This window comes from Ruegeria sp. C8 (assembly GCF_056537565.1).
Genome location: NZ_JBQFRV010000004.1, coordinates 263,718 through 290,053, shown reverse-complemented (window position 1 = coordinate 290,053; position 26,336 = coordinate 263,718). Strand labels below are relative to the sequence as shown.

Below are 26,336 nucleotides of genomic sequence, written 5' to 3'. Positions count from 1 at the left end.
CCGTCAGCCAGAAAAGATCAGACATGGTCACCGCTCGATTTTCGAACCGTGAATCACGCAGCAAAGCGGAAATCAATGGGTCCTGACCCTAACCGTACTGATGGCGCGCCGCCGTCCATCGGTATCCGTCAGCGGCTGTTTCCAGATATCCCAGACCGGGAAGAGAGATGTGCGACCCGCCCATCATTATGCGATCCGCAGCAACCATATCCATAGTCTTGACGCGGGTTTCACGTGCCAAATCCTGATCAGTGTCAAAGCCAATGGTCACGGCGGGCATAGCGAGTTGCACCGCTGGAACATGAACAATGTCGGCCGCAATAAGCAGGACATCGCCGTCACTTTCGAGCATCAGGCCCGTATGGCCGACGGTGTGGCCGGGCAGCGCCATAGTCGAGAGCCCAGGAGCGATTGCGGTTTCTTCAGCGCCAAAAGGCTCAATCCGTTCGCCAAAACCATCGAGGGCGGAGCGTGCAAGGTCAAACGCAGCTTTGAAGGCATCGGGAGCCTGCGCCTGAATCTCCTCGCTGGTCCAGAAATCGATGTCAGCGCTCGCTACCCGGAGTGTCGCGTTCAAATAAGGATTACCAGCTGGCGAAACCGTGCCGCCGATGTGATCGCCGTGCAGATGGGTGAAGACCACCGTGTCAATAGCGGCCGGATCAAAGCCGAGGGCGTTCATCACGGAGGGCAACTTGCCAAGGGTCGGTCCGAAGATTTCGCCGGTCCCCGCGTCGACCAATATTTTTCTATCACCAATTTCGACCAAAAACGCATTGACCGCGCTCGGATGCGCGTCGGTGGCTATGTGCGCATTGTCGAGCAAGGTCGCGAACTCTTCCGGTGTTACACCGGAGAGCATTTCAGGTCCGATCGAAATGAACCCATCGGACAGCACGTGCACCGTCGCCGAGCCCACCTGGTAGCGCCGCGCCGCTACGAGGCCCTCCGCTCCGAGGGGCGCGACGTTCCACCCCAATGCAGCGAGGCCCGAAGTGATGCCTGTTCCGGCCAAGAATACGCGTCTGTCCATGATTGTTCTCCCAAATTTCTCGAGACTACCCCTCACTGTTGCTACCCTAGCAGTAATGGGGACGGCGTGACACTAAGGTTGAATGCGGCGCCCGTTGAAAATTCAGTGATCGGCCAATCGCCGCTCGGTCTAGGCGAGCTCTGCAAAGGAAATCCATTGATTGCCGCGCAATCGACAAAGGTCCGGTATCACTGGCTGCGCTGCAACGCCCAAGTGTTCTGGCGAACGACCGCTTTGGGCCGTCCTCAAGAGAGCGCTCTAGTCCTCAAACGAAAATGCTGCGCTTGCCTAAAGGTCTGCCTTAAATCCAGGCCGGACGTGTCGAATGCGCTTCAACCGACTTTCTTGGAGTACATGTGCGAATTCGTTGTTGAAAGGTCAGGTGATAATTCGAAACCTGCCTTTTCAAGCACCCGAGCGCTTGCCGGGTTTTCAATGCTGACACCTCCCAGCAGCCTCACCGGGCCGTCCTTTTCTGCCGCTGACACCAAACCTTGGACGAGTTCTGTTGCGACCCCCTGACCCCAAGTTGCTTCACCGAGCAAATAGCCAATATGAAGTTCTGGCGCTTGCGAGTCACTGGGGTCGGACGCCAAAATCAACAGTCCGACTAATTCGGAGCTGTGCCTCCAGTTGACACGAAAAACGTCGCTTTCCTCAGCGCGTTCGTCCACCCAAGAAGCAATGTCGTCATCTCCGCTCAGGTGCAGAGGTGATGGAAGATGCTCAAGCACACGGCGTGACAATATCGCAGACAAAGCAATCTCCAGCCCTCGGCGCGCTTCCCGGTCTCCCAATGTCGATTGCCAACTGTGAACCGAAAGCCTTTCAGTGAGGAACGGATCCATGTGTCAGGTACCAGCATTTGAACTGAAGATGTCGTGAAGATACCGGATCACGGTGAAAAGTCGAATGTCCGTTTCGTCCGCACAGCGGTCATTGATGCACTACGCTGCCAACGACTGCTTCGAGCCCATTTTGACCGATGCTGCGCGATGTCCTAATGACAGCAATGCGCAGAAAGCGGACTTTGCAAAATCTTGGGTACAGATCGTATTAGAAGTCTATTTTCTCAGAACTCTGGGCCTAAGCATCGATGGCTGGGGATTAGAAGCGCGAACGACGGATTCAGTTTCAAGGTTCAAATCCAACTCAGCGGATCGCCCAGAGACTGTTGATCTTCCCCGAGTTTAGAGCGGAGTGAACAGATAGAATGATGCGGCGTGACGCCAATTTGTTTCCTACCGACCCGGAGCGGGCAGGGATTGGCTCAAGGCAGTTCCAAGAAGGGTCAAGATAAACGCAGAAAACAAATCGCTGAACAGAGTTCTGGACTGTGACATAGATGATCTTCGCCGAGGTTGGGTGTGGGTGAACTAGTAGTTGAAACGCAAACCTAAGCCGGCACCTTTATCGTAGGGGCGGTCGGAACCTATACCGATGAGGAAATCAGCATAAATTGCGATGCCAGGACTGAGGTTCTTGCCAATCTGGAACTCAGCGGTCGCTGGCCAAGCATCGTTCTCCCAGTCATATGGTGCTTTGATATCAGCCTTGGCCCAGTACCCATCGCCAAACGGTTGTAGCGCAATCAACCGCATCGCGGTTTGGTTTATGTCCGTCGGGCCATTGTATGAAGCAAAATGCTGGAGCAGTGGGATCAGCGTCAGCCCTGATTTTGTGTTTGCAAAGGCGAACCCGCCAAAAGGCGCAATTTGATCGGACCCGGTTCCGATCCCTTTTCCCGGGTCGCCAAAGTCCAGTATCCACTCCAGACCAATGGCCGACTTGATGGCCCACGTTTCGTTGATCGGTCTCTGAGAAGGGAAATAGATCGCTTTGAGGCTCAATTTCTCAAAGTCAGTGAACCGAGTTCCAGTCACATCCGTTGAGTTGTAGTGCAACTCATATTTCAGTTTCAGATCAGGCCGCAGCATGTATGCGCCATCTATAAAGGCGTCCTGCTTGTCAGCACCGTTGCCCAAATCAAAATACTGATACCGGATGTCCGTGTTGTTGACTGCGGCCAAAGGGTTTGAAGCGTTTTCATCGGCGATTGCTGGGGCCGCAACAATGCCAGTCGCCAATGCAAGGACAAGCGCTTGGATTTTCATATTGTTTCCAGAATTTTTGTTGTGGATGCCAAGCCCCACATCAAGCATATCATTATCTGATGCGGGGCTTGCATGACTCTTATCAGCTTCACCTTTTAGTCGGGCTGAATGTCCCGCTTGGCGACAAAGGCATCCACCGCTGCGACGGTTTCAGGACGAAGGTTCACGATACCTTCATAGGGACGTCCAGTCGCGGCCGGTTGATCGGGGTACATTTCCTTGAATTTCAGGTGGCGGGCAATAATGCGGTTAAACTCGTGTCCAGCCCATGCTCCGATCTCGGTCGATACGCTCTGTTCTTCGCGGGGGTCGCGGAACAGGTTGTAGAACTTGGCCACGATAGCATTTTCACCTTTGGCCGGAACTTTGAGTTTGATGTGTTCCTTTACCACCTCTTTCAGCGAATTGATCGAGTAGATCAGTACATGATCCCTGCGCCCATGCGTATCGCCAATAAACATCAGGGACGTCTGATCGACACCGTCAATGATCCGGTCGCGGGGGATGGCATCCATCGCTCCGCCGATACGCGCAATTGACGTGAACAAATCAGAGATATGAATAATGTCAGATACAATCGAGTCTCCCTCGATCAAGCCGGGCAGGCGGGCAAACGCGTCCACCCGAACGCCTCCTTCAGACGTATCGGCCTTGCCGCCGCGGAAGACCAGCGGCGAAAACCCACTGCCGGGGGCATATTTGGTGAAGTGACCGTTGTCGCCCATCAAAACGATTAGGGTATTGTCCCTGAGCCCCAGCGCATCGACTTCGTTCAGAATGACCCCGATCCATTCATCCAGCTCTTCCATGCTTTCAACGAATGTACCGCCGTTGGGTGTCGTGAACGCCTCTCTCGTCGTGCGCGTTGTCGACAGAGGGACAAGCGGCCAGTATTGCAGGAAGAACGGTTCATCCCGTTCTGCTAGCAGGCGCAACTGTTCCATCGCCTGTGCCTGATAGCGGATATTCATTTCATTGTATTTGTCCTGGGTCCATTTCTCACCCGGTTCCATATGGACTTCGCGAACCTCCCCGCCAATAACAGCTTCAAGGCCGGTAATCATGTGTCCCGGATCAGGGCGAAACCAATCATCCAGCGTGTATTTGGAATTGTAGTTGTCTTCCCCTATGGCCATGGTGATTTCTTCCTTGGCTGCATCTTCGTTGAAGATGGCCAACTGGCCCTGCTGATGGATGGGGAACGCGGCGTAGTCAAAGCCCTGATAAGTAGGCCAGGATTCCTGAATGTCGCCCATGTGCCATTTGCCAACATGCGAGGTGTTGTAGCCTACGGATTTCAGAACTTCGGCAATTGTGACTTCTTCATCGGCAAGGCCAAAACCTGAAATATCGACGGCCGTATCGCCCATCCCATTGCGATACGGCTGGCGACCCGTCATGAAGGCGACCCGCGACGGTGTACAGGACGGCTCGGTATACATGCGCGCAAACCGCATGCTTTCCTCTGCGAGCGCGTTGATATTGGGCGTCGAATACCCGCGTATCGCGTTCATCTCGGGCATACCCATGTCGCCAAAACCCATATCGTCAATAAGGATGTAGAAGATGTTTGGAGGGTTCCCTCCGTTTTTCTCACGAAAATCGGCCAGCAGTTGGTCAACCTGTGCGTCGTTCTCGACCCAAACGGCTTCGTTTTGCTGCTTCAGCACATAGTATTCCGCATCATGCACGATATTGCTGTCCTGAGCTGCCGCCGTGATAGCGGAGCCGGCAAAGACCAGCGCGGAGAGGAACAGTTTTGATTTCATGAGATACCCCTGTTTCATGATTTACTTGTTTTCAGACCTTCAAGGATCAGATGATGGCAAAAGGTTGAAAGGGAGAGTTCGCTGTCTTCAGCCTGTGAGCGCAACAACTCTTTTTCGCTTTTGGTTAGCAGCGTTACGACGCGTTCGGTGCGCGCAGTATCGTCAGGCAACGATGGGCGTCCGAACCTCTTCCCTCTCGATTTGTCTGCTTTGTCTTGCAATTGTCCAAGCCTACATATTCGAATAACATTTCATGAAAACTACCTGCGGGGCGGAATGGACGACATCAAAAAACGATCAGCCCCCAAAAAAACCTGCGCCCCAAACACACTTTTTTTGCAGGACCCTTCGCAATTCCGCGAGCTGTCCCAATGGGATGTCGAGCTACGCCAAATCGAAGAGGGAACTATGAACTCTTCGGTATCCGTTTGGGCAGGTCTTGACCTTCAAATGATTGATTTGTCGTTTGATAAGGCTGTGTACCAAACCGGTGTTTCTCGCCCTGACATTCTAGCGTTTGGCTTACCAGACAAAGGGAGTGTACGGACTTGGCTTAACGGCTCACCCTCAGACACCGCTCTGATGAATTTTGGTAGCGGAGACCCTTTTGAAGGCGTGAGCAATTCAACGCTCACAGGCCTGACCTTTGGCATCGACATCCGAAGGGCTCAACGGATCGCCAACGATTGCGGTCTTGATATCAGCACCGTGCGAAATGACGCTATAAGATCTTTCGTTAGCGACGCTGGCAAGCTTCATTCCTTAGTCAAAAACAAAGCGCGCTTTCTAATTGGATCAGCGGCCGGACCAAGCTCTGATAGTGAAGAGAGTGATATGATCTTAGAGCTTCTGGAAATGCTGGTGGTAGGCGAAAAATGGAGTGATCGGCGAAACAGTAAAAATAGAACCCGTTTAGCACAACAAGCCGTTGAGTTCATGCGGGCCCATTTGATGGATAACGTGTCAATCGGTGAAGTATGTGCAGATATTCAGGTATCCGCATGCACTCTTCGTCGCGCGTTTCAGGAAACATATGGGGTGAGCCCCAAGCAGTTTTATCTAAGAGCCCGTCTCGGTTCTGTGCGCCATGAACTGGTATCCTGCTCGCCAGAGGAGAGTATATCGGACATCGCAAACGCTTACGGATTTTGGCACATGGGTCAGTTCGCGCGAGACTACAGAGCACTCTTTGGACAACTGCCGACACAAACGTTGTCAGGCAAAATGAACTGAAACAGAGCTTGGCAGTACGCGGCCTAACTTGTCCGCAACACTAGAATTGCAAAGTCGGATTTTGAAGGTCCGCTTAGGGCTGAGACCAGTCATCAGAAAGCGATGAGTCTACGGCAACTTTGTCCGCATCTCGGAAGTCACCATGCTTGGAATTGAAGGTCTGGTTTGGGCTGGATGCGGGCCTATGCATTGATAGTGCGGATGGACGCAAAGTCCGCAAAGAGGTCATTCTCTGAATTCTGCTGAACAGCAGCATTGAGCTCAAAGCGGACACAATGGTATCAGTTTCCAAGAAAAATTGAGGTGCCGTAAATCAGCGTTACACTTACTCGTGCAAGCCGGCCAAACGCAGAGACGCGCAGTCTTTCTCCAATCGTACTATATCAGAGAAAAGCTGAGTTTTCGCCCAATCCGATATGGAAAATTGAGGACGGTTTTTCATCACATTCCGTGCTTCATCGCGAGCGGCCTCAAGGTTCTCCGACTCTACATGGACGAGTACGAGGTCGAGGTGACCAAAGCCTTCTACCCTTTGACCATATCCGGTGACAGCTTCCTTGGCTTCCTCGTATTGACCGTCAAGTCAAAGGACTAAACCCAGAACGCCTGCATACCAACCTGGGTAGTGAGGGTTCAAGGTAGTGGCTTGCCGCGCCACGCGGATAGCTTCTTTTGCCTGTCCATTGAATGCGAATGTAATCGACAACCTTGCAGCCAAATCTGCATGGTTTGGATTTAGCTCCAGTGCTTCATTGAACTTCTCTATAGCCGACACAAGCTTGCCATCTATTGCATCCGCGAAACCTGCAATTGCGTAAGCCTCTGGGTTATAGCTGTCTATTTCCAGAGCACGCCGAACGCATTCACGTGCCTCTGCCAGCTCAGCACTTCGGTCTGTTACAAAGCCGCGCCTTGCTTCGACAATACAAATGAACCCCAAATTACAATGTGGCGCAGAGCAGTTAGGATCAAGAGAAATTGCCTTTTGCGCAAACCGGTGAGCGTCGGCCTGTGCTTCCTTTGTTATTCTGCGCGAAGCCTCCACGGCTTGCAATTGAGCAGTTCAGGCATCCAGATTCTTAGCCCCCGAACCTCTGAAACGGGCCATCTCACCCACCAAGAGCTCGACTTGAAGCTCGGTTGCTATCCTGAGGGCAATTTCATCTTGAACTTCGAATACGTCTTCTATGAGGCGATCATACCGGTCTGCCCAAATGTGCATTCCGGACTTCGCATCGATTTGCTGAGCAGTAATCCGCACACGATTACCGTTTTGGCGAACACTTCCCTCGAGAACAAGATCGACGCCCTGTTCCAGTCCGACCTATTTCACGTCCACCGAGCGCCCTTTGTAGACGAAAGCAGAATTGCGCGCGACGACCAGTAAGTTCGGCAGTTTTGACAGAGTGGTGATGACCTCTTCGGTAATGCCATCGGCAAAAAATTCCTGATCGGGGTCAGAAGAAAGACGGTCAAAGGGTAGGACACCGATCAGCAATGACTTCGAGTGAATAGCCGGCGTCAAGCGCGGTGGAGCGAAGCCAGGTGGCGACCATTGGAATACTTCAACTGGCGACGACGCGTTCTTAAACTGCCGTGCTCCAGCGCGGTGAAATTGCTCAGCGAGCCTCTCGCCAAGGCTGCGATAGACTACGTTGGAAATTAACACGGCCTCTTCGTTGGAAGCTTCTTGTAACCGAGCGGCAATATTGATGCCATCTCCGAAAATATCTTCTTCGTCGAATACGACATCTCCCAAATGAACACCTACTCGCAGCTTAAGTGAAGACTGAGCTGACACTTGGCTTTGTAGATCGAGGGCGCATCGCACAGCGTTCGAGACCGAGTTAAACTCGACTATCCATCCATCGCCCATCCTCTTTACGATATTGCCGCGATGATCACTAACCAATGGATCGAATAACTCTCGACGCAGGACACGGAGTTCGCTGAGAGTTTTGTTCTCATCCGCCTTTATCTGGCCCGAGTAGTTTACTACGTTGGCCGAAAGTACTGCGGAAAGTCTACGGTCTCCGCCACGTCGGGGGTGATTTTAGTGTCCAGCAAGTTCCTCTGCGCCTCGACGCGCTGGCGCGCGTCCTTGAGGCCGAAAGAGGGATAGGAGCCCAAGGTCATCTCACGCTGCTTACCATCGACCCTGTAGCGCCAGACCCATTTCTTGCCGCCTTTCGGGTGAACGATCAGCGTCAAGCCACCGCCATCTGCCAGCTTGATCTTTTTGTCGCCGGATTTCGCGGCCTTGATTTGTTTGTCAGTCAGTTTGGTCATCTTGCATACTTTCTCACTGGCGAACCCCACACAGACCCCCACAATGGGACCTCTGGCAGAGCCCGAGTTTCCTTGGGGGTGAGAAAGACTGGCACGTCAAAGGCCTTGTTTACAAAGCCGTGTGACTGCGAGTGAATTCGAACTGAGGAGAAAAATGGTGGAGCCTAGGGGAGTCGAACCCCTGACCTCTTGCATGCCATGCAAGCGCTCTCCCAACTGAGCTAAGGCCCCTTCCAAGTACTGCCGAAGCAGTGGGCGGACGTTTATGAGACAGCGCGCACGAGTGCAAGAGCAAATTTTGAATTTTGCGAAAAACTAGGCGCCGTCTCTCGCAACGAAAAAGGGCGACCACTGGCCGCCCCCGTATCGGATCAGTTTTCGTCTTCCGACGACATGTCCTTGATGTCGTCCAGCGAAACATCATCATTGCTGTCGTCGTCATCATCCAGCAGATCGTCATCCAGATCGACGTCGACATTGTCGTCATCATCCAGAACCAGATCATCCTCGGATGCGTTTTCGCGCGCTTTCTTGGTTGCCGCATCTTCGGCATCGGCGGCGATCATCCGGCTCTTGCCGGTTTCAAGTTCCACGATCTCGCCCGTGTAGGGGCTGACGATCGGGTCTTTGTTCAGGTCATAAAACCGCTTACCGGTGGTCGGACAAACGCGCTTTACGCCCCATTCTTCCTTGGGCATGTCAAATCCCCTTGATATCAGGTGAGTCGTCTAAAAGATTCAGTTCACCTGCCACAGGCGGCGGGTGCTGTCAAAGCCTTTGCGCGGAAGAGGACGGGATATGGGGGAACACGCTTTGCCGGGCAGGCCGCCAGTGCCGCTGACGCTGCGCAAATCCTCGCGGGCGCGACGGATCAGTCTGCGGATTTCCCAATTGGACGGACGAGTTACCCTGACTTATCCAAACGGCGTGCCCGAAGTCGAGGCGTTGAACTTCGCGCGTAGCAAGGAAGATTGGATCCGCCAGAATCTGGCGGGCCAGCCCGAGAGGGAGGACGTTCGCGTCGGCGGCCTGATCCCTGTCGAAGGCGTTGAACGCCGAATCGTCCCGGCAACCCGACGGCGCGTTCAGTTGGGCGCGGACACGGTGGCCGTCCCAGCAGGGGCTGAGGGGCGTCGATTGGCCCGCTTCCTCAAAGAACTTGCGCGGGATCGTTTGAGCGAGGCCTGTGATGACTACGCCGCCATTCTGGGCCGGTCCTACACGACCCTGTCACTGCGGGACACGCGGTCGCGCTGGGGGTCCTGCAGTTCCCACGGGGGGCTGATGTTCTCGTGGCGCTTGATTCTCGCCCCGCCTGAAGTTCTGCACTATGTCGCTGCGCATGAGGTGGCGCATCTGGCCGAGATGAACCACTCGCCGGCCTTCTGGGCACAGGTGGAGCGTATATTCGGCCCATATGATACCCCGCGTCGCTGGCTTAGGGACAATGGAGCCGTGTTGCATCGCTTCCGATTTGACTCACCAGCGAGTTGACGTCACCGAATTTTGTGATCACATGAGGGCATGATAACGACACGGCCCACGGACTCGAGTATCGCAACGCATGATCGGGTCTATCGCACCCTGAGATCGCGCATCCTGCACGGAGAGATTGCGCCGGGCGAGGCTTTGACCCTCAGGGGAATCGGCAAGGAATTTGACGTCTCGATGACGCCGGCGCGCGAAGCGGTGCGCCGGTTGGCGGCTGAGGGGGCTTTGTTTCTCTCCTCGTCGGGGCGCGTCTCGACGCCTGAGCTGACAAATGACCGGATTGAAGAGCTGGCAGCCCTGAGGGCGCTGTTGGAGGTTGAGTTGGCCAGCCGTGCTTTGCCTCGCGCGCACATGGCGCTGATCGACCGGTTGCAGAGCATCAATATGAACGTCGCCGAGATGGTGACCAAGCGCGATGCAGTGGGCTATATCCGGACAAACCTGGAATTTCACCGAACGCTCTATCTGCGCGCTCAGGCGCCTGCGATGTTGGCCATGGCGGAAACCGTTTGGCTACAGCTTGGGCCGACCATGCGTGCGCTTTATGGCCGTTTGCGGCGAACAGAGCCGCCGCATTACCATAAGCTGATCATCGCTGCGTTGAAAGCGGGGGACGAGCCGGGCCTGCGCCTCGCGGTTCGCTCGGACGTGACGCAGGGCTTGCGGTTGCTGGTCAGTTAGATCGCTTTGCGTTGATTTGAATCGAAATACGCTGCCTCTTCCTAAGGTCGAACGCGCATTTCGATGGCCTTGCTTCAGGTAAACGCAAAACGCTTTAGGCGGCCAATTGCCGAACGGCCTTTTTGGCTGTCGCTCTGATCGGTCGTTCTGGTTTGCTGGCGCGGACTGCGCTACGCTAAGGCAAATCACAAACCAGAGCAGATTTCAGCCATGATCAATAGACGCAGTTTTTCACTCGGCCTCGGTGCGGCATTTTTGGCGGCGTGCAGTGATGCGACCACTCCGGCGCGCGCGCCTGCATCCAGAATGCAGCCTGTTTCCAATGCGGGCTATGATGCCTGGGTGGCAGGTTTCAAATCCCGCGCTTCTTCGCAGGGCATCTCACAATCCACGCTGAACCGCGCGTTTCAGGGGGCAGGGTATCTGCCCGGCGTGATCGAACGGGACCGCAATCAGGTCGAGTTCAAACGCTCGCTTGAGGACTATCTGGCCATCGCCGCCTCGGATGAGCGGATCAGCACCGGCAAACAGATGCTGCAACGCCACAACGGCGTTCTGTCGCAGATTGAGGCGCAATACGGCGTCGACAAAGAGGTCGTTGTGGCCGTCTGGGGGCTGGAAAGCCGCTATGGCGCGCGCCGCGGTGATGTGCCGGTGATATCGGCAACCTCGACCTTGGCCTATGACGGGCGGCGCGGTGCGTTTTTCGAAAAGCAACTGATCGCGGCCTTGCAGATCATTCAAGCGGGCGACACATCGGCGGACAACATGACCGGCAGCTGGGCTGGCGCGATGGGGCATACGCAGTTCATTCCGACCTCGTATCTGGCCTATGCGGTCGATTTCACCGGCGATGGGCGGCGCGATATCTGGTCCGAGGATCCGTCGGACTCACTGGCTTCAACTGCTGCCTATCTGTCGCGCGCTGGTTGGGTGCGGGGTCAGCCCTGGGGCGGAGAGGTCGGTACCGTTTCCGGAACGCCCGTTGCGGTCTTGCAGCCTCAGGTGCCGGGGCCAAAGATCGCCGTGTTCCGCAATTTCAACGTGATCAAGCGCTACAATAACTCGGACAGCTATGCGATCGGCGTGGGCCATCTTTCCGACAGGATCGCCGGCGGCGCGCCGTTCAAGGCGTCGTTTGGGCCGGATGAAACAGGGCTCACGCTGGAAGATCGTAAAGAGCTGCAACGCCGCCTGACCTCGGCCGGGTTCGATACCGAAGGCGCGGACGGGGTGATCGGCAAGAAATCTGAGGCTGCGATCAGCGGCTATCAGCGCGCCAATGGTCTGCCGGTCACCGGCAAGCCTTCGGTTGAGCTGTTGCGCCGGTTGGGCGGCTGACGGTTTACGCCGCCAGCCCTTTTGAGCCGATATCCAGGAACTTCTGACGGCGGTCCTTGATCAGAGCCGCCGCATCCTTACCGTCCAGCTCTTTCAGCATGGCGCCGATGGCGGCACGGACCGATTCAATCGCGGCCGGACGATCCCGATGCGCCCCGCCTTTGGGCTCGGTGATGATGCGGTCGCAAACACCTAGCTTGTAAAGGTCCTGCGCGGTCAGGCGCAGCGCCTCAGCGGCCTCGCGCATCTTCTCGGCATCTTTCCACAGGATCGAGGCGCAGCCTTCGGGTGAGATCACCGAATAGACCGAATGCTCCAGCATCGCGACGCGGTTCGCGGTGGCAAAGGCCACAGCCCCGCCAGAGCCACCTTCGCCGATGATGACCGAAACCAGAGGCACGCCGATTTTCAGACACATCTCGGTCGACCGGGCAATCGCTTCGGACTGACCGCGTTCCTCAGCACCCTTGCCGGGATAGGCCCCGGCGGTGTCAATCAGGGTCACGACCGGTAGACCAAATCGCCCGGCCATCTCCATCAGGCGGACGGCTTTGCGGTATCCTTCGGGGCGGGCCATGCCGAAATTCCGTTCGATGCGCGATTTGGTATCCGAACCTTTTTCATGCCCGATCACCATCACCGGCTGGTCGTTGAACCGGGCCAGCCCGCCTATCACCGCCAGATCGTCGGCAAAGTTGCGATCTCCGGCCAGCGGAGTGAACTCGGTGAACAGTTCCTTCACATAGTCCTGACAATGGGGCCGTTCGGGGTGGCGGGCGACCTGACATTTCCGCCAGGGGGTCAGATCGGCATACAGCTCATCCAGCAGCTTGGCGGCCTTGGCGTCCAGAGCCGAGGCTTCTTCGGCCACATCCATCTCTTCATTGGCGCGGGCCAGGGCGCGCAGCTCTTCTGCTTTGCCTTCGATCTCGGCCAGCGGTTTTTCGAAATCCAGATACTGGGTCATGACGCCTCTCAACGCGGAAGTTCCCTGCTATATGACGTGTGGTCGCTTGGGATGCAACTCAGCAAGATTTGTGAGAGGCGATTATGCGACCACGATTGGGCAGAGAGAAGGAAGGGATGCCAAATGGCAACCAGTTACGAGGACCGCATCCTGCGGGTGCTGACCTATATCCACGATCACCCCGATGGGGATCTGTCACTGGATGCGCTGGCCGATGTCGCCGCGATGTCGCGGTTTCATTGGCACCGCGTTTTCCGCGCATTGACGGGCGAGACCTGCGCCCAAGCGGTGCGTCGTATACGGCTGCACCGTGCTGCGGTCCAACTGGTCCGGTCAGACAGCTCGGTGTCGCAGGTTGCGCATTCCGTTGGCTACCCCAACCCGAACTCTTTCATCCGGGCCTTTACCGAGGCCTATGGCAACAGTCCTGCCGCCTTCCGCAAGGCCGGTCAGTTTCTGCCAGCCCATCCAAACTTCAAAACCGGAGGATATCCGATGCATCCCGTGACCACCCGAACCGAACCCGCCCGCCGCGTGATCGCCTTGCCGCACAAAGGCGCATATTCCGAAATTGGCAAAAGCTTTGAAGCGTTCGGCGCACTGTGCGAATCCCGTCAGCTTTGGCCGCAGGTTGGCCCTGTGCTTGGTATCTACTTTGACAGCCCGGATGAGGTGCCAGAGGATCAGTTGCGCAGCTATGCCGGGGCCGAATTCCGTGGGGAAGGTACCCCCGATGGGATGGAGGACGTGCAGATCTCCGGGGGAAAGACGGCGGTGTTAACTTACAAGGGACCCTATTCTGGCTTGGAGGCCGCCTACCACAGTCTTTTTGGAAACTGGCTGCCTGAATCAGGGCAAGAGCCCGCAGATCGACCCTGCTACGAGATCTACCTCAACGATCCGCGCGACACTGCGCCCGAGGATCTGTTGACCGAGATTTGCCTGCCCCTGAAGTGATCAGCTCGGCCACAACACCGGATAGAGCGAGGCCACTAGCAGGGCCGCCATTGTCCAGTTAAACACCACCAACCGGCGCGGATTCGTCAGGACCCGCGCCATTTGTTGCCCCAGAACCGTCCAGGTACTGACTGAGGGCAAGTTGACCGCTCCGAACACAAGCGCAACGATGATGATGACATTGAGGGTCTGACTCGGTGCATAAGCCGTTGTCGCGGTCAACGCCATCGCCCAGGCCTTTGGGTTGACCCATTGAAAGGCGGCGGCCTGCAGAAAGCTCATCGGCGTCCCCACATCCGCGCCTTTCTCGGCCGGTGCGGCATGCGCGATCTTCCACGCCAGATACAGCAGGTAAATGACCGAGGCGACTTTCAGCATCGTGTAGCTGGCTGGATATTGGTTGAACATCTGCACCAGACCCGCGCCAACAAGCAGAACCATGAATGTAAAGCCAAGACCGATCCCCAGCATATGCGGGATCGTGCGGCGAAAGCCGAAATTGGCGCCAGATGCCATCAGCATCAGGTTGTTCGGTCCCGGTGTAATGGACGAGACGAAGGCAAAGGCGATCAGGGCCAGAAGGATGTCGTAGGTCATGCGGGGGATATTTACCCCAAATGGTGCAAATGAAATTGCGTTATTGTGCGTGAATGATCTAGTTTGACAACTAATGACTAAATTGGATCGAATAAACCGCGAAATATTGCGTGAACTCTCATCGGATGGGCGCATTAGTAATCTTGAGCTTGCGGATCGTGTCGGGCTATCTCCCTCGGCCTGTTTGCGCCGCGTGCAAGAGTTGGAGAAGGCCGGAGTCATCACCGGATACCGCGCTGTTCTGGACCCGACCGCGCTGGGTAAGGGTTTTGTCGCCTATATCGGCGTTGGTCTGGGAGAGCATACAAAGGCAGCTCAGGAAGGCTTTGAACGGGCCTTGCAACGCGCGCCCGAAGTGGTTGAATGCCACAATATCACCGGTACAATAGAATATCTGTTGCGCGTGGAATGCGCGGACCTTCCTTCGTACAAGATTTTTCACACCGATGTGCTGGGAACACTGCCCCATGTCACTTCGATCACGTCATATGTGGTCATGGGTTCGCCCAAGGATTTGCGGAGTTGATCGAAGGTTTACTTCTTATTGGACGGGAATTTGACTCTATTTCCGCAAAATGCTTCGGTGCGGCCTGACAGATATCATTTGGGGGAGGCGACATGTTTTCGCGACTAGCAATAATCTCAACCCTTGCGGTTCTCTCAGGCACGGCAAGCTTTGCGGCGGAAACTGCAGAGCTTGCTCCGGTCCAGACCGATGTGAAGCCGGGCTTGAACGTGGTCTATGCTGAAGCGCCGAAAAAGATCAAAAGCCTTGAGCAGGCACGGGAATTGATCGACACGATCGGTGTTGCCGCGGACCCGGTGCCCGCATTTGATTTTCGCGATACCGAGGATGGTGACCCGGTCATGACGGCCTCCCAGCCTTACAACGTCGCGGCGGAGATCACCGGGCTGATCAGGATTGATGAACCAGGCACGTACCAGTTTGAGGTTTATTCAAACGATGGTGCGGAAACAAAGTTGGGGGGCCAGACCATCGGGTACTTTGATGGGGCGCAACCTTGTGAAGGCAACGGTGTTACCGAAGTCGAGATTCCCGAGGCGGGGTGGTACGAGCTTACCACTTTGTACTTTCAGAAGGGCGGGAGCTCTTGCCTTATGATGAAATGGGGCAAGGACGGTCAGGATCTCGAATGGGTCCCGAACGATATCTTCGGACATAACTGAACCAGAACAAGGCACCGTTTTGGTGCCTTGATCCGATTTGGTTTAGCCGTTCGCTGCGATCAATTCGGATTGCGCCACGATGACCTCGGCCTGTTTGATCGACGCGATGTCTACCAGACGGCCTTTGTAGACTGTCGCGCCTTCGCCATTGGCTTTGGCCTGTTCCATCGCGGCCAGAATTTCGCGCGCCTCCGAGACCGCCTCGTCCGATGGGGTGAAGACCTGATTGGCCAGTGCGATCTGCTTGGGGTGGATCGCCCATTTGCCAACCATACCCAAAGTGGCCGAGCGTTTGGCCTGTGCGATATAGCCCTCATCGTCGCTGAAGTCCCCAAAGGGTCCATCGACCGGCAGAACGCCATGGGTGCGGCACGCGGCGACGATGGCCGCTTGCGCCCAATGCCACGGGTCTGACCAATGCTTCTCGCCTTCGCGCAGCATGTAGTAGTTCTCTTGCGTACCTCCGATTCCGGTGGTTTGCATGCCCATGGAAGCGGCGAAATCCGCTGCACCCAAGCTCATCGCCTGCATCCGGGGCGATGAGGCTGCAATTTCCTCGACATGGGCAATACCCGCAGCGGATTCGATGATCACTTCAAACGAGATCGGCTTGCTCCGACCCTTGGCGCGCTCAATCGCGGTGACCAGAGCGTCCACGGCATAGACATCCGCCGCGCAGCCGACCTTGGGAATCATGATCTGGTCAAGGCGATCTCCGGCCTGTTCCAGAACGTCCACCACATCGCGATACCAATAGGGCGTATCCAGCCCGTTGATCCGAACGGACATGTATTTGTTGCCCCAATCGACGGAGTTCAGTGCTTCGATGACATTGGCGCGGGCGACGTCCTTGTCAGAGGGTGCAACCGAATCCTCAAGATCCAGGTTGATCACATCCGCAGCAGAGGCCGCCATCTTCGGGAACAGCTTGGTGTTCGAGCCGGGGCCGAACAACTGGCAACGGTTTGGCCGCGCCGGAGCGGCGGGTTGGATGCGGAAACTCATCGGGACCTCGCAAGAGTAATGAAGTTACGTTTTGGTTCTCGTTCGGGATATTAAATTGCGCAATGCGGCGCAAGGGTCATTGTGCAGATGCGGCAATGCGTGCGCAGCATTTCTTGTGCAAGGCACAGTTTGCGAGTGCTTAAAGATTGTTCAGTTTAAAAACTTCGAAGAATTTTGCGATCAGGCGTCAAAATGCGCGAAAAAATATTGGTGAGGGGATGTATGTAGTGAAAATTCGCGAAACGCTCGTTCACGTGGTTCTTTAGTTTGGCGCGGAATCAAAGGAGTGCGACGCAATGATCGAGACACCGTATCTGTTGTTTTTGGGCGATGCGCCTGACCAGTTGGCCGCCAAAGTTGCTATCGGCATCCGTGATTGGCGTCCGGAAAACGCTGTAGGCCAGTACCGTATGGAGGGCTGCAAGGCCGATCTGGGTATGACCGACATGACTTTGGCCGAGGCCAAAGAGGCCGGTGCAAAGACGCTGGTGATCGGTGTTGCCAACCGCGGCGGCGTGATCAGCGAGGCCTGGAAAACCGTTCTGATCGAGGCGCTCGAAATGGGCTATGACATCGCGTCGGGCCTGCACAACCTTTTGCGGGACGAAGGCGATCTGGTCGCGGCCGCCCAGACCCACGGCTGCACCCTGCACGATGTGCGCGTGCCGACCGTTGGATACCCCATCGCAAACGGCAAAAAACGCAGCGGCAAGCGTTGCCTGGCTGTTGGCACCGATTGCTCGGCGGGCAAGATGTATACGGCGATGTCGATGGATGCCGAGATGCGCAAGCGCGGCTTGAAGTCCACTTTCCGCGCCACCGGTCAGACCGGTATTCTGATCACCGGCCAAGGTGTTCCGCTCGACGCGGTTGTTGCGGATTTCATGGCGGGTGCGGTCGAGTACTTGACGCCTGACAATGACGATGATCACTGGGATCACATTGAGGGGCAGGGCTCTTTGTATCACGTGTCCTATTCGGGCGTCACCATGGCGCTGGTCCATGGCGGTCAGCCCGATGCGCTGATCCTGTGCCATGAGCCGACACGGTCCCATATGCGCGGCCTGCCCGAGTATTCGCTGCCGACGCTGCAGCAGCTGCGCGACACGGCTCTGCCTCTGGCACGGGTTGGTAATCCGGCCTGTCAGGTTGCCGGCATCTCGGTCAACACTCAGCACCTGAGCGAGGACGAGGCCAAGGCCTATCTGGCCAAGGTCGAGGAAGAGATGGGCCTGCCCACTACCGACCCTTACCGCTTTGGTGCTGGAAAACTGGTGGATGCTATTTCCGCTCTGTGATCAAAGAAACCCGCCGGAAGATCGCCTCCGGCGGGCGCGTTTTTGAAAAGATGAAGGAGCAGGTGCGTGCAGTTTGAGGTCTCTCGTGATGTGTTTCGGCTGGCGCAGGTGTTTACCATCTCGCGCGGGTCGCGAACCGAAGCAAAGGTTCTGACGGTTCGAATTTCAGACGGAACCCATCAGGGCTGGGGTGAATGCGTGCCCTACGCGCGCTATGATGAGACGCTTGAGTCGGTCGAGACTGAAATCGCGGCGCTGCCTGCCGAGTTCACCCGGCAATCGCTGATGGAGCTGCTGCCTGCCGGTGCCGCTCGGAACGCGGTAGACTGCGCTCTTTGGGATTTGGAGTGCAAGCGCGCGGGCAAGCGCGCCTGGGACCTGGCCGGTCTGCCGGTTCCGGGGCCTGAAATCACCGCCTTTACCCTGTCTTTGGCGACGCCCGAGGCGATGCAGAAGCAGGCGGCAGAAAACGCGCAACGGCCGCTTTTGAAGATCAAGCTGGGTACTCCGGACGACATGCCCCGGTTGGAGGCCGTGCGCGCGGGCGCGCCGAAATCCAAGATTATTGTCGACGCCAACGAAGGTTGGTCGGCTGAGGTCTATGCGGATTTGGCACCTCATCTGGTGCGGCTGGGCGTAGAACTGGTCGAGCAACCCTTGCCTGCAGGTGAGGATGACGCGCTGATTGGCATGGAGCGTCCGGTACCTGTCTGCGCGGACGAATCCTGTCATGACCGGACCAGCCTGCCCAAATTGAAGGGCAAATATGATGTGGTGAACATCAAGCTCGACAAGACCGGTGGTCTGACTGAGGCCTTGCTGCTGCGCGAGGCGGCGTTGGCTGAGGGCTACAAGGTTATGGTCGGCTGCATGGTCGGCAGCTCGCTGGCCATGGCCCCTGCGACATTGCTGGCACAGGGTGCGATGGTGACAGACCTTGACGGCCCGCTTCTGTTGGCCGAAGACCGCACCAACCCGCTGATTTTTGACGACGCCGGAGTGCATCCGCCTAGCGTGGACCTCTGGGGCTGAGGAGAGTGACATGACCCGCACCGTTTACGTGAATGGCGAATACCTGCCCGAAACCGAGGCCAAGGTATCCATTTTTGACCGTGGTTTCCTGATGGCAGATGCTGTCTATGAGGTGACCAGCGTTCTGGATGGCAAGCTGATCGACTTTGAAGGCCACGCGGTGCGCCTGAAACGTTCTTTGGACGAGCTGCAGATGGCTGAGCCTTGCACCAAGGATGAACTGCTGGAGATCCACCGCAAGCTGGTCGAGTTGAACGGGATCGACGAAGGTCTGGTCTATCTGCAGGTCTCACGCGGCAGCGATGGGGACCGGGATTTTGTGTTCCCCTCCGCCGACACCAAGCCGACGCTGGTTCTGTTCACGCAAAACAAGCCTGGTCTGGCGGATAGTCCTGCGGCGCAAAAGGGCGCCAAGATCATCTCGATCGAGGATATCCGCTGGGGGCGTCGTGACATTAAGACCGTGCAACTGCTCTACCCGTCGATGGGCAAGATGATGGCCAAGGCTGCCGGGTGTGATGATGCGTGGATGATCGAAGACGGTCACGTCACCGAGGGCACCAGTAACAACGCCTATTTCGTGAAGAACGGCAAGATCGTCACCCGTCCGCTGTCGAATGACATCCTGCACGGCATTACCCGCAAGGCTGTTCTGCGCATGGCTGCCGAGGCGCAGATGGAGGTCGAGGAACGTCTGTTCACCATCGACGAGGCGAAAGAGGCGGACGAGGCTTTCACCACCTCGGCCAGCGCGTTTGTCATGCCGGTGGTTGAGATCGATGGCGTGTCGTTGGGCGATGGCACCCCCGGCCCAATCGCCAAACGCCTTCGCGAGATCTATCTGGATGAAAGCCGCAAAGCGGCCATTTAAGCGCCAGATCAGCCTAGTTTGAAATGCTATGGAAGTAGCCATTTTGGTTGGCCGCAAAATAGGACAACCAAACCGACCGGAACCTTAGTGTCGCTTTAGTTGTTGTTCAGGTTTCCGACCCGATCCACGATTTTTGCACAGTCTTTTCGGCTCTGACGCGCGCATGACGCGTTCAGACGTGCGATGACATTCGCAATTGCAGACGGGTAGAGGATCGACGTCTCGGCAACAATCGCCTCGAACAGGGCCTGATACTGTCGGTGGTTGTTCACGCTGTAGTAGAAGGCACGCGGAAGATAGGCCCGTAGTTCATCCTGAAGGTCCTTGTTGCCTTCGAATTGATCGGGCAGTTCACGGCCAGCCAGAGGAAAGTCCTGAGGCTCTTCCCCCGGCGTCACATCGAAATGCAGATAGGCGTTTTCGACATAGCGCGGCAGTAGCTTGCCGAAGCTTGGGTTCTCACGGCGGCACGTGACCGTCTGGGCCAGACCACCGAATTTGTAGAACTCTTCATTAACCCATTCGGAATCCCGATACGCGATGACCGTGAAGTCCAACGACACAGGGCCGCTTGCGGATTCCGTGCCGGTCCCGATTTCAGCGGCCAAAGTGCCGACATATTCTGTACCTGCAGCATTCAGCGCGACGTCGCCCAAGCCAAAGACTTCGATCGCCTTTAGTGACCAGTTTGGACTGTTGGCCGCCCACTCGGATGGCTTGGCTTCATACTCTGCCTTGGGGGCCTTTATGTCGGGCAGGACACTGCGCACAAGGCCGCAGCCCGTCGACACTTCGGAGGCGTAGCCGTCGTGAATGATTAGGCGGGGATGAACGCGATCCTTGACCTGAGTAGTGTAGCCGCGTGCCTCCAACTGATCGAACCCCTCCCTCGTATGCACGATACGCAATTCCGACTGTGGATTGAACAGGACGAGCTTGTCATCGTCGGCTTCTTCAATCTGGAACGAGAACCCGATTCCAACTTCAGCCTCTGAGGTGCAAGCCAGATCCCGGCATCCGGTGTAAGAATGGTGGGTCACAACATCTGTAGTGTCACGGTCGCTAAATGCACCGTTCGAAAGCTCACCCTCCAGCACCACGACACGGATCCCGTTATGCGTTGTACCTGAAAGATACCCGGACCGTCCCGGCGTAGGTTCAAGATTGTAGACGATCGTCATGCCGGGCAAGAAGGTGGCGACCCTGTTGGCCTCTTTCTCTGCACCAGAGTAGCTCTTTTTGCCTCTCGGTTCATTGTTACCGATATTGGACAGCGCAAATGTCCCGCCCACGACCCAGCGTCCTCCCTCAGGGATGCCGTTCGAGGTTGTTTGGGCAAAACCATTAGAGGCTGAGCAGGCCAGAGCGAGGGCATAAACTGTATTTTTCATCATCGAAAGTCTCATTTCTATCGGAAATTCTGCGCCATTTCGTCCAATGAGGCGCCAAAAGTGGATGCAAAAACGTCGAGATCGGCTTGATCAATTTCCGCAGGCTGCGCGTGCATCGTTTCGGCTAGGGATTCGAGGCTCAGAAGGGTGCCGAACTCTTGGTCAGGATAGTGAATCCTAAGCTCAAGGTAGATCGTTTTGAGTTCGGTCAGGAAGGCCGAAAACTCGCTTTGACAGGTATTAGCGTCGACACTCCGCAGGCTGCGTGCGCAGTCGGTGGACATGTAAGCCTGTGTGAACCGCGTGGTCAGCGTGGTCAGCTGGTCATTGCGAAACGTATTCAGCGCATCGCGTTTCGATGCCACTTCGATCCGGTTGTCCACCATGGCGATCAGAAACTGAGCGAAGAACACGATTACAAGGCCTGAAAGAACGGCTTTGAAGGTGATCTCGACCAGGCTTTGAACAAGCGACTCTTTCTTTCCGGTCCAGAACGACATGTCCGACCCCTTTGCCAAGACAGGTTTTCATCACGCAGCAACGTTATTCTGGGCGTGACGATTGGGACCCAGGTTCAGCAGAGCTGATATCTTGGGTTGCAGGCTGACGCCGGGGCCGTTGATACAGCCGTTAATGCAATTGCAGCCATTAAAACCACTGCAAAACACGTGCAAAAATTCCACGTCATTTGACGCTCCATAACACATTAAACAATATAACAAAGTTATCGGAAACCGCTCGATTCGTCAATTTTGGCAGGATTTGAGGGGTGTGTGCCGCACTGATCCGCCTTCAAATCTGGATATGTCCGCCTTGCATAGCGGCTAGACCGTAACTGGCGTTGTCGGCCACGCGGCCCTTTCCTATCTGCTCGCTGTATCCAAAAGGAACACAAAATTTGCCGGGGAATACGCCTCGGTCTGAAAGGAAAGAAAATGGCACATACTGCAACACTCACCCCCTCGACCTTCAATTTCGGCGCGCGCGTTTCCGCACTTATTGAACGCATCAAAGTCGCGCGGGCTCGGGCTGCCGAATACCAGCGGACCTACTCCGAATTGCAACGGCTCAGCAATCGCGAGCTGGACGATATCGGAGTCCGTCGCTGCGATATCGCTGATATTGCGCACAAGCACGCTTACTGCGCCTGACCTACCCCACCACTCACACGCGAAGAGGCGTCCTTTTGGGCGTCTCTTTTGCCTTTGGCGGGCCACGCATCCACGCGCCACTTGCAACGCGGGCCACAAAGCTGTAGAGCGCCCCGGTGGCATTGCGTCCACGAGAATCAAAACCAAGAAACGCCGTGTTTGTCCCATCACGCTTCGGGGGTCACATCCGGCTTAGGAGAAGCGATATGAAACTGAACGAATTGCGCGATAACCCAGGCGCCGCACCGAAACGGACCCGCGTTGGCCGTGGTCCGGGCTCCGGCAAGGGTAAAATGGGTGGCCGTGGTATCAAAGGTCAGAAATCCCGTTCGGGTGTGGCCATCAATGGCTACGAAGGTGGCCAGATGCCGCTGTACCAGCGTCTTCCCAAGCGTGGCTTCAACAAGCCGAACCGCAAGGAATTCGCCGTTATCAATCTGGGCCTGATCCAGAAATTCGTCGACGCCGGCAAGCTGGACGCCAAAGCTGCCATCACCGAGGACGCTCTGGTTGCCTCGGGTCTGGTTCGTCGCAAGCTGGACGGTATCCGCGTTCTGGCCAAAGGCGAAGTCAGCGCCAAGCTGAACCTGGAAGTGACAGGTGCTTCGAAAGCTGCCGTTGAGGCAGTTGAAAAAGCGGGCGGCTCACTGACGGTCACAAAAGCTGCTGCGGCAGAGTAAGCGCTTGTGAGCGGGCGAAGACCCGCTTACATAGAGCACTAAGTTTTCCCAGACGCCGCCCGAGCCGGAAAACGGTTCTGGGCGGTGTTTTCATAAGAGAGACCGATTTATGGTATCAGCAGCAGAACAAATGGCAGCCAACACAAGCTGGTCTGCCCTTGGCAAAGCCACCGATCTGCGCAACCGCATCCTGTTCACACTGGGTTTGTTGATCGTTTATCGCCTTGGCACCTTCATTCCGGTGCCGGGCATTGACGGACAAGCGCTGCGTGAATTCATGGAGCAAGCGGGGCAAGGCATCGGCGGCATGGTTTCGATGTTCACCGGCGGGGCGCTGGGTCGAATGGGTATCTTTGCCCTCGGCATCATGCCCTATATCTCGGCCTCGATCATCGTGCAGCTGTTGACATCCATGGTTCCCGCGCTCGAGCAGCTCAAGAAAGAGGGCGAGCAGGGGCGCAAGAAGATCAACCAATATACCCGTTTCGGTACTGTGGCGCTGGCCACCGTGCAGGCCTATGGTCTGGCTGTTTCACTGGAATCGGGTGATCTGGCGACCGATCCGGGCCTGTTCTTCCGTATGTCGACCATGATCACTCTGGTTGGCGGCACCATGTTCCTGATGTGGCTGGGTGAGCAGATCACCGCGCGCGGCATCGGCAACGGCATCTCTCTGATCATCTTCGTCGGCATCATCGCCGAGGTTCCGGCCGCTCTGGCGCAGTTCTTCGCCTCGGGTCGTTCGGGGGCAATCAGCCCCGCCGTGATCGTTGGTGTGATCCTCATGGTCATCGCCGTGATCACCTTTGTGGTGTTCATGGAACGGGCCCTGCGCAAGATCCACATTCAATACCCGCGCCGTCAGGCCGGTATGAAGGTTTACGAAGGCGGCTCCAGCCACCTGCCAGTCAAGGTCAACCCGTCGGGCGTTATCCCCGCAATCTTTGCCAGCTCACTGCTGCTGCTGCCGGTAACGATCTCGACCTTCTCGTCGGGTGCGGCCAACGGTCCGGTCATGTCTTGGCTGCTGGCGAACTTTGGCCCGGGACAGCCGCTCTATCTGTTGTTCTTCGCCTCAATGATCGTGTTCTTCGCGTATTTCTACACGTTCAATGTGGCCTTCAAGCCCGATGACGTGGCTGACAATCTGAAGAAGCAGAACGGTTTCGTGCCCGGCATTCGCCCTGGTAAGAAAACCGCCGAATATCTGGAATACGTGGTTAACCGCATTCTGGTTCTGGGTTCGGCCTACCTCGCGCTGGTCTGTCTGCTGCCTGAAATCGTTCGGAACCAGTTTGCCATCCCGTTCTACTTCGGCGGCACCTCGGTTCTGATTATCGTCTCTGTAACCATGGACACGATCCAACAGGTTCAGAGCCACCTGCTGGCGCACCAATATGAAGGGCTTATCGAAAAGTCCCAACTGCGCGGCAAAGGCAAGAAACGCGGCAGAAAGGGAGCTGCTCGTCGATGAATATCATTCTGCTTGGCCCCCCGGGTGCCGGTAAAGGTACCCAGGCGCGTCATCTGGTCGAAACACGCGGCATGGTGCAGCTTAGCACCGGTGACATGCTGCGTGAGGCCAAGGATAGCGGCACCGAGATGGGCAACCGTGTGGCCGAGGTTATGGCCAAAGGGCAGCTTGTGACCGATGAGATTGTGATCGGCCTGATCCGTGAAAAGCTGGACGCGGGCGCAGAGGGTGGCTTCATCTTTGACGGCTTCCCGCGCACACTGGCACAGGCCGACGCACTGGGTGAGTTGCTGGACAGTACCGGCAACAGCCTGGATGCCGTGATCGAGATGGAAGTCGACGACACTGCGCTGGTTCAGCGGATCACTGCACGTTCGACATGTGGTGGCTGTGGCGAGGTCTACAATGACATCACCAAGCCGATTCCTGCGGACGGCAAATGCTCCAATTGCGGCAAAGAGAATGACTTCAAACGCCGCGCGGATGACAATGAGGAAAGCCTCAAGACCCGCCTGATGGAGTACTACAAGAAAACCTCGCCGCTGATCGGTTACTATTATGCCAAGGGTCAACTGACCAAGATCAACGGTCTGGGCGAGATAGAAGAGGTTCAGGGCGCGATCGAAGCTGCCCTAAGGTAACATATCCTGACAATTGAATGCGTGCGCTTGACGAGGTATCTTTTCGTCAAACGCGCGCATTTTTTATTGGGAGAGAGCTATGAGCCTGTCGATTAAAACGCTCGTGGTGACGTCCGCTCTGACCATGGCAGCGATTGGTGCCTGTGCAGAGCAGACGCCGGTGACCATCGACAACTTTGTCCGCGCGGCGACCGATATCGAATTTCGGAAGTACTTGGCGCAGTCCGGGGGCGTCAACACGCTGTTTCATTTGCGTGAGCCGACACCGTTGGATATGCAGCCGACGATCCGCATGAACCGGGATACGCTTTATAGCATGGCCGTCGTCGATATCTCGGACGGCGCTGTGCTGACCGTGCCAGAGACCGGGGATCGCTATGTCTCGGTGCAGGTGGTCAATCAGGATCACTACGTCAATGATGTGTTTCTTAGCGGTGGAACCTATGAGCTGACGGTCGACCAGTTCGATACGTCCTATGTTGCGCTGTTGTTTCGGTACCTTGTGGATTCAGGGGACCCCGCAGACATAGCCGAAGTGACGGCGTTGCAGGATGGGGTAACGCTGCAGGCCAATTCCGCGCGTCCCTTTGACGAAGCGCACTATGACAAGGATGCGTTTGACGAAGTGCTGAGCGCCGTATTGGAGCTTGCGCGTTTCTCGCCCGACAGCACCGGTACGTTTGGGGCGAAAGAGGCCGTTGACCCCGTGCGCCACCTGCTGGGAACAGCGTTCGGCTGGGGTGGTTTGCCAGAGGCAGAGGCCTTCTATCTGAACGTCGAGCCGGGGCTGGAGTTGGGGGCGTACAAGCTGGACGTTCCCGCCGAAGTTCCGGTTGGCGCGTTCTGGTCGGTCAGCCTGTATAACGCGGCGGGGTTCTTTGAAGAGAACGATCTGGGTGTCTACGTGATCAACTCGGTGACCGGCGACAGCAACCCGGACGGGTCGATGACCGTGCATTTCGGTGGATGTGAAGACGGCCGTGTGAATTGCCTGCCGATCATGGAGGGATGGAACTACGCCGTGCGTCTCTACCAACCCTCTCCCGAAGTGATCGACGGGAGCTGGACCTTCCCTGAAATCGAGCTTGCGGAGTGAATTCGGGATCAATATGCGATCTGCGCTTGACGCGCGG

General features: G+C 56.4%; 29 protein-coding genes and 1 tRNA gene. 15 read left to right on the top strand and 15 right to left on the bottom strand.

Annotation, left to right across the window (positions count from 1 at the left end; all coding sequences use genetic code 11):
- Nucleotides 1-88 precede the first annotated feature (88 nt).
- From ACR0KL_RS08350 to ACR0KL_RS08330, 5 genes are all read right to left on the bottom strand, one after another.
- The gene (locus tag ACR0KL_RS08350; RefSeq protein ID WP_170681044.1) at nt 89-1,033 is read right to left on the bottom strand and encodes an MBL fold metallo-hydrolase; all 945 of its coding nucleotides are present in this window, start codon (nt 1,031-1,033) and stop codon (nt 89-91) included.
- Between the two features lie 332 nt (nt 1,034-1,365).
- The gene (locus ACR0KL_RS08345; protein ID WP_170637382.1) at nt 1,366-1,881 is read right to left on the bottom strand and encodes a GNAT family N-acetyltransferase; all 516 of its coding nucleotides are present in this window, start codon (nt 1,879-1,881) and stop codon (nt 1,366-1,368) included.
- A gap of 528 nt (nt 1,882-2,409) precedes the next feature.
- Entirely contained in the window at nt 2,410-3,147 is a 738-nt protein-coding gene (locus ACR0KL_RS08340) for a hypothetical protein (protein WP_480776865.1), read from the bottom strand.
- A 95-nt stretch (nt 3,148-3,242) separates the two neighbouring features.
- Nucleotides 3,243-4,916, bottom strand: a complete 1,674-nt coding sequence (locus ACR0KL_RS08335) for a sulfatase-like hydrolase/transferase (protein ID WP_170386664.1) — start codon at nt 4,914-4,916, stop codon at nt 3,243-3,245.
- 14 nt (nt 4,917-4,930) lie between these two features.
- Nucleotides 4,931-5,086 carry a hypothetical protein gene (locus tag ACR0KL_RS08330; RefSeq protein WP_170380012.1) on the bottom strand — a complete coding sequence of 52 codons (156 nt, stop codon included), beginning with the start codon at nt 5,084-5,086 and terminating at the stop codon, nt 4,931-4,933.
- Between the two features lie 106 nt (nt 5,087-5,192).
- Between ACR0KL_RS08330 and ACR0KL_RS08325 the strand changes: the two genes are divergently transcribed.
- Nucleotides 5,193-6,149: a helix-turn-helix domain-containing protein gene (locus ACR0KL_RS08325; RefSeq protein ID WP_480776864.1), complete on the top strand. Its 957-nt coding sequence runs from the start codon at nt 5,193-5,195 to the stop codon at nt 6,147-6,149.
- 583 nt (nt 6,150-6,732) lie between these two features.
- On the opposite strand, the gene ACR0KL_RS08320 is transcribed toward ACR0KL_RS08325, so the two are convergent.
- From ACR0KL_RS08320 to ACR0KL_RS08300, 5 genes are all read right to left on the bottom strand, one after another.
- A complete protein-coding gene (locus ACR0KL_RS08320; protein ID WP_480776868.1) occupies nt 6,733-7,194 on the bottom strand; it encodes a tetratricopeptide repeat protein in 462 nt (153 codons plus the stop codon).
- Nucleotides 7,195-7,473: 279 nt separating this feature from the next.
- Nucleotides 7,474-8,085: an adenylate/guanylate cyclase domain-containing protein gene (locus tag ACR0KL_RS08315; protein ID WP_480776867.1), complete on the bottom strand. Its 612-nt coding sequence runs from the start codon at nt 8,083-8,085 to the stop codon at nt 7,474-7,476.
- A 59-nt stretch (nt 8,086-8,144) separates the two neighbouring features.
- A complete protein-coding gene (locus ACR0KL_RS08310; protein ID WP_480723538.1) occupies nt 8,145-8,438 on the bottom strand; it encodes an Arm DNA-binding domain-containing protein in 294 nt (97 codons plus the stop codon).
- 155 nt (nt 8,439-8,593) lie between these two features.
- Nucleotides 8,594-8,669 (bottom strand) — tRNA-Ala (locus tag ACR0KL_RS08305).
- A gap of 140 nt (nt 8,670-8,809) precedes the next feature.
- Nucleotides 8,810-9,136 carry a TIGR02300 family protein gene (locus ACR0KL_RS08300; RefSeq protein WP_170640531.1) on the bottom strand — a complete coding sequence of 109 codons (327 nt, stop codon included), beginning with the start codon at nt 9,134-9,136 and terminating at the stop codon, nt 8,810-8,812.
- 100 nt (nt 9,137-9,236) lie between these two features.
- On the opposite strand from ACR0KL_RS08300, the gene ACR0KL_RS08295 reads away from it, so the two are divergent.
- The 3 genes from ACR0KL_RS08295 to ACR0KL_RS08285 all read left to right on the top strand — a co-directional run bounded on the left by ACR0KL_RS08295 (nt 9,237) and on the right by ACR0KL_RS08285 (nt 11,951).
- A complete protein-coding gene (locus tag ACR0KL_RS08295) occupies nt 9,237-9,932 on the top strand; it encodes a YgjP family zinc-dependent metalloprotease (protein ID WP_170676896.1) in 696 nt (231 codons plus the stop codon).
- A gap of 30 nt (nt 9,933-9,962) precedes the next feature.
- Nucleotides 9,963-10,610: a GntR family transcriptional regulator gene (locus tag ACR0KL_RS08290; RefSeq protein WP_170676898.1), complete on the top strand. Its 648-nt coding sequence runs from the start codon at nt 9,963-9,965 to the stop codon at nt 10,608-10,610.
- Between the two features lie 210 nt (nt 10,611-10,820).
- Nucleotides 10,821-11,951 (top strand): lytic murein transglycosylase, encoded by a 1,131-nt coding sequence (locus tag ACR0KL_RS08285; RefSeq protein ID WP_170676900.1) that lies wholly within the window; start codon nt 10,821-10,823, stop codon nt 11,949-11,951.
- A 4-nt stretch (nt 11,952-11,955) separates the two neighbouring features.
- Here the strand turns inward: ACR0KL_RS08285 and ACR0KL_RS08280 are convergent, their stop codons facing one another.
- The gene (locus ACR0KL_RS08280; protein WP_480776863.1) at nt 11,956-12,918 is read right to left on the bottom strand and encodes an acetyl-CoA carboxylase carboxyltransferase subunit alpha; all 963 of its coding nucleotides are present in this window, start codon (nt 12,916-12,918) and stop codon (nt 11,956-11,958) included.
- Nucleotides 12,919-13,041: 123 nt separating this feature from the next.
- Here ACR0KL_RS08280 and ACR0KL_RS08275 point away from each other — a divergent pair, with 123 nt between their 5' ends.
- Nucleotides 13,042-13,875: an AraC family transcriptional regulator gene (locus ACR0KL_RS08275; protein ID WP_170676904.1), complete on the top strand. Its 834-nt coding sequence runs from the start codon at nt 13,042-13,044 to the stop codon at nt 13,873-13,875.
- Here the strand turns inward: ACR0KL_RS08275 and ACR0KL_RS08270 are convergent, their stop codons facing one another.
- Nucleotides 13,876-14,472 (bottom strand): LysE family translocator, encoded by a 597-nt coding sequence (locus ACR0KL_RS08270; RefSeq protein WP_170676906.1) that lies wholly within the window; start codon nt 14,470-14,472, stop codon nt 13,876-13,878.
- Between the two features lie 73 nt (nt 14,473-14,545).
- Between ACR0KL_RS08270 and ACR0KL_RS08265 the strand changes: the two genes are divergently transcribed.
- A complete protein-coding gene (locus ACR0KL_RS08265) occupies nt 14,546-14,998 on the top strand; it encodes an Lrp/AsnC family transcriptional regulator (RefSeq protein ID WP_170676908.1) in 453 nt (150 codons plus the stop codon).
- A gap of 92 nt (nt 14,999-15,090) precedes the next feature.
- Nucleotides 15,091-15,660 carry a PA14 domain-containing protein gene (locus ACR0KL_RS08260; protein WP_170676910.1) on the top strand — a complete coding sequence of 190 codons (570 nt, stop codon included), beginning with the start codon at nt 15,091-15,093 and terminating at the stop codon, nt 15,658-15,660.
- A gap of 42 nt (nt 15,661-15,702) precedes the next feature.
- On the opposite strand, the gene ACR0KL_RS08255 is transcribed toward ACR0KL_RS08260, so the two are convergent.
- Nucleotides 15,703-16,665 carry an L-malyl-CoA/beta-methylmalyl-CoA lyase gene (locus ACR0KL_RS08255; protein ID WP_170676912.1) on the bottom strand — a complete coding sequence of 321 codons (963 nt, stop codon included), beginning with the start codon at nt 16,663-16,665 and terminating at the stop codon, nt 15,703-15,705.
- A gap of 296 nt (nt 16,666-16,961) precedes the next feature.
- Here ACR0KL_RS08255 and dgcN point away from each other — a divergent pair, with 296 nt between their 5' ends.
- The 3 genes from dgcN (at nt 16,962) to ACR0KL_RS08240 (ending at nt 19,866) form a co-directional block, all read left to right on the top strand.
- Nucleotides 16,962-17,963 (top strand): N-acetyltransferase DgcN, encoded by a 1,002-nt coding sequence (gene dgcN, locus ACR0KL_RS08250; RefSeq protein ID WP_170676914.1) that lies wholly within the window; start codon nt 16,962-16,964, stop codon nt 17,961-17,963.
- Nucleotides 17,964-18,029: 66 nt separating this feature from the next.
- On the top strand, nt 18,030-18,995 hold the full coding sequence (gene dgcA, locus ACR0KL_RS08245) for an N-acetyl-D-Glu racemase DgcA (protein ID WP_170676916.1): 966 nt from the start codon (nt 18,030-18,032) through the stop codon (nt 18,993-18,995).
- A 10-nt stretch (nt 18,996-19,005) separates the two neighbouring features.
- Complete coding sequence (locus ACR0KL_RS08240) at nt 19,006-19,866, top strand: D-amino-acid transaminase (RefSeq protein ID WP_170676918.1); 861 nt, start codon at nt 19,006-19,008, stop codon at nt 19,864-19,866.
- 95 nt (nt 19,867-19,961) lie between these two features.
- Here ACR0KL_RS08240 and ACR0KL_RS08235 read toward each other — a convergent pair whose 3' ends face one another.
- Nucleotides 19,962-21,260, bottom strand: coding sequence for a hypothetical protein (locus tag ACR0KL_RS08235; RefSeq protein ID WP_480776862.1), 1,299 nt, complete (start codon nt 21,258-21,260; stop codon nt 19,962-19,964).
- Nucleotides 21,261-21,274: 14 nt separating this feature from the next.
- Nucleotides 21,275-21,757: a hypothetical protein gene (locus tag ACR0KL_RS08230; protein WP_480776861.1), complete on the bottom strand. Its 483-nt coding sequence runs from the start codon at nt 21,755-21,757 to the stop codon at nt 21,275-21,277.
- 435 nt (nt 21,758-22,192) lie between these two features.
- Here ACR0KL_RS08230 and ACR0KL_RS08225 point away from each other — a divergent pair, with 435 nt between their 5' ends.
- The 5 genes from ACR0KL_RS08225 to ACR0KL_RS08205 all read left to right on the top strand — a co-directional run bounded on the left by ACR0KL_RS08225 (nt 22,193) and on the right by ACR0KL_RS08205 (nt 26,299).
- Complete coding sequence (locus tag ACR0KL_RS08225) at nt 22,193-22,408, top strand: DUF1127 domain-containing protein (protein WP_170472137.1); 216 nt, start codon at nt 22,193-22,195, stop codon at nt 22,406-22,408.
- Between the two features lie 206 nt (nt 22,409-22,614).
- Nucleotides 22,615-23,088 (top strand): 50S ribosomal protein L15, encoded by a 474-nt coding sequence (gene rplO / locus ACR0KL_RS08220; protein WP_170377635.1) that lies wholly within the window; start codon nt 22,615-22,617, stop codon nt 23,086-23,088.
- A gap of 109 nt (nt 23,089-23,197) precedes the next feature.
- Nucleotides 23,198-24,562: a preprotein translocase subunit SecY gene (secY, locus tag ACR0KL_RS08215; RefSeq protein WP_480776860.1), complete on the top strand. Its 1,365-nt coding sequence runs from the start codon at nt 23,198-23,200 to the stop codon at nt 24,560-24,562.
- On the top strand, nt 24,559-25,203 hold the full coding sequence (locus tag ACR0KL_RS08210) for an adenylate kinase (RefSeq protein WP_480776859.1): 645 nt from the start codon (nt 24,559-24,561) through the stop codon (nt 25,201-25,203). Before secY ends, ACR0KL_RS08210 begins: the two co-directional genes overlap by 4 nt.
- Before the next feature lie 79 nt (nt 25,204-25,282).
- Nucleotides 25,283-26,299 carry a DUF1254 domain-containing protein gene (locus tag ACR0KL_RS08205; RefSeq protein WP_480776858.1) on the top strand — a complete coding sequence of 339 codons (1,017 nt, stop codon included), beginning with the start codon at nt 25,283-25,285 and terminating at the stop codon, nt 26,297-26,299.
- The last annotated feature ends 37 nt before the right edge of the window (nt 26,300-26,336 follow it).